Annotated in this window: 2 protein-coding genes and 2 pseudogenes; all 4 read left to right on the top strand. The window is 44.2% G+C overall.

Annotated elements, in window-relative coordinates; translation table 11 throughout:
• Nucleotides 1-750, top strand: a pseudogene (locus A2003_RS10005) (alpha/beta fold hydrolase); the annotation flags it as partial.
• A gap of 16 nt (nt 751-766) precedes the next feature.
• Complete coding sequence (locus tag A2003_RS10010) at nt 767-1,561, top strand: SDR family oxidoreductase (protein ID WP_004959529.1); 795 nt, start codon at nt 767-769, stop codon at nt 1,559-1,561.
• A 9-nt stretch (nt 1,562-1,570) separates the two neighbouring features.
• Nucleotides 1,571-2,362: an aspartate dehydrogenase gene (locus A2003_RS10015; protein WP_112986157.1), complete on the top strand. Its 792-nt coding sequence runs from the start codon at nt 1,571-1,573 to the stop codon at nt 2,360-2,362.
• Between the two features lie 11 nt (nt 2,363-2,373).
• Nucleotides 2,374-2,921, top strand: a pseudogene (locus A2003_RS10020) (aldehyde dehydrogenase family protein); the annotation flags it as partial.

Here is a 2,921-nt window from a genome sequence, read left to right on the forward strand (position 1 = left end):
CAAGCCTATCGCGAAGCTGGACACGGACAAGCACTGATTCTTTTACATGGTATCAGCTCAGGTTCTGCTTCATGGGTCAATCAGCTTGCTGTACTCAGTCATCATTTTCATGTGATTGCTTGGGATGCGCCAGGTTATGGCTTATCTGAGAACTTAGATACGGAGCAGCCAAATGCAACCAATTATGCTCAGCGAGTACTAGCGATTATGGATGCATTGGCGATTTCTAAATTCATCATTATAGGTCATTCATTAGGTGCATTACAGGCAAGTGCTTTTGCCCATCTTTACCCTGAACGAGTTGAAACCCTAATCATTGCCAATGCGGCGCAGGGTTATCAACGCTCGGATGAGGATACCAAAGCACAGGTTTATCTGAAACGCCCAAATATGTTGAAAAGCTTGGGCAATGCGGGGATGGCGGCAAGCCGTGGTCCACATTTAATTTATAAACAAGACCCTCAAGCACTGGCATTGGTCAGTGAGGTGATGGGGCAGCTTACTTTAGACGGTTTTACGCGAGCATCATATTTGTTGGCGTATGACGAGATTAGAAATTATTTAACAGATCTCAAAGTTCCTTGTGTGGTGATTGCGGGTGATAAAGATGAAATCACGCCTGCTCAAACCATCATGTAATTGGCGATAGAAATGCAATTGAGCCGATGTCATCTCATTACAGATGCAGGTCATCTGAGTTGTGTCGATCAACCTGATCAGTTTAACGACATTGTTTTATCGGCAAATTAATTAGAGAGATATGGATATGAGCTTCCAAGTTGAAGGAAAAGTAGTAGTTGTAACAGGTGGCTCGTCAGGCATTGGTTTGGCTGCTGTGGAAATTTTAGTTGCAGAAGGTGCAAAGGTCGCGTGGTGTGGTCGAGATGAAGCGCGTTTAGCCGCATCGAAACTTTATATTTTAGAGAAATACCCACACGCCAATATTTACACCAGTACCTGCAATGTTTTGGATAAAGAAGACGTTAAACGATTTGCACGAGATGTAAAGCAAAACTTAGGTAATGTCGACATGTTGATCAATAACGCGGGTCAAGGTCGTGTGTCGAATTTCGAAAATACCCAAGACGAAGATTGGATGAAAGAAATTGAACTGAAATATTTCAGTGAATTACATCCCGTTCGCGCATTTTTAAATGATTTAAAAGATTCAGCATGTGGCTCAATCACCAATGTGAACTCATTGTTAGCGTTGCAACCTGAACCGCACATGATTGCAACATCATCTGCACGTGCTGCGCTACTAAATTTAACGCATTCACTGGCACATGAATTTACTCAATATGGTGTCCGTGTTAACTCAATTCTTTTGGGTATGGTGGAGTCAGCACAGTGGAAACGCCGTTTTGAAACACGTTCAGACCCAAATCTGTCATGGGAACAATGGACAGGCAATATTGCTAAAAATCGTGGTATTCCGATGCAACGTTTAGGTAAGCCCGAAGAACCTGCACGTGCCTTGGTCTTTCTCGCATCGCCTTTAGCATCCTATACCATAGGTTCAACTCTTGATGTCTCTGGCGGATTCAATAAGCATTTATAAGGTGTGCACATGAAACAGTTGATGATGATTGGTTTTGGCGCGATGGCAGCAGAAGTGTATGCCCATATGCCGCAAGACTTACAACTTAAATGGATTGTGGTACCAGCACGGAGTGTTGAAAAAGTTCAGGCGCAAGTTTCATCTGAAGTACAAGTGATTAGCTCGATTGATGAATGTCAGGGTACACCTGATTATGTGATTGAAGTTGCGGGTCAAGCTGCGGTGAAAGAGCATGCGAAAAAGGTATTGGAAAAAGGTTGGACTATTGGGTTGATCTCGGTTGGAACTTTGGCTGATAACGAGTTTTTGATTCAGCTAAAAAAAACGGCTGAACAACATGATGCCCACTTACATCTTTTGGCAGGTGCGATTGCTGGAATTGATGGAATCTCAGCGGCTAAAGAAGGTGGTTTGGAAAAGGTCACTTATAAGGGCTGCAAAAGTCCAAAAAGTTGGCGTGGTAGCTATGCAGAGCAATTGGTTGATTTAGATCAGGTGAGCGAAGCAATGGTTTTTTTCCGTGGTACGGCTCGTGAAGCTGCATTGAAGTTTCCAGCCAATGCCAATGTTGCAGCGACGATTGCGCTTGCAGGTTTGGGTATGGATGAAACTATGGTGGAACTCACAGTTGATCCAAACATCAATAAAAACAAGCACACCATAGTGGCAGAAGGTGTGTTCGGTGAAATGACAATTGAGTTGGTGGGGGTACCTCTGGCGAGTAACCCGAAAACATCGACATTGGCTGCACTCAGTGTGATTCGTGCCTGTCGCAATAGTGTTCAAGCAATTCAGATTTAAAGGATTTGATCATGGTAAAGGAAATTTATATCGCTGGAGAATGGCGATTAGGTCGAGGTGACACGATACAAAGTTTGTTTCCAGCAGATCAATCTGTGAATGCTGAGATTTCAACGGCGAGTTTGGATGATGTCAATGAAGCGATTGAAAAAGCTGATCTGGCATGGCGTAAGGCGGAGTGGCGCAACAGTATGCCGCATGAACGTGCTCGGATTTTGTATAAAGTGGCTGACATTATTGAAGCGCGTGTTGATGAACTTTCAAAGCTACAAACCAGAGACAACGGTAAACCACTGGCTGAGACGCGTGCCTTAACAATGAGTGCGGCTGCAACTGCACGTTATGTCGCAGCGGCGTGCGAAACCTTAAATGGAGTTGACGACATAACGTGCGCCAGATTTTATGACCATGAGTGTGCATGAACCTGTTGGGGTTGTGGCAGCGATTACACCATGGAATTCACCAATAGCCAGTGAAGTGCAGAAGTTAGCACCTGCATTAGCAGGTGGTAATGCAGTCATTTTAAAACCGGCGGAAGTGACTTCTTTGATCGCACTTG

The organism is Acinetobacter sp. GWC1_38_13, from assembly GCF_001767535.1.
GTDB lineage: Bacteria > Pseudomonadota > Gammaproteobacteria > Pseudomonadales > Moraxellaceae > Acinetobacter > Acinetobacter junii.

Bases quoted from the DNA above. Each gene is read 5' to 3' on its own strand.
- A2003_RS10015 (WP_112986157.1), top strand. From the start codon at position 1,571: ATGAAACAGTTGATGATGATTGGTTTTGGCGCGATGGCAGCAGAAGTG.
- A2003_RS10010 (WP_004959529.1), top strand. From the start codon at position 767: ATGAGCTTCCAAGTTGAAGGAAAAGTAGTAGTTGTAACAGGTGGCTCG.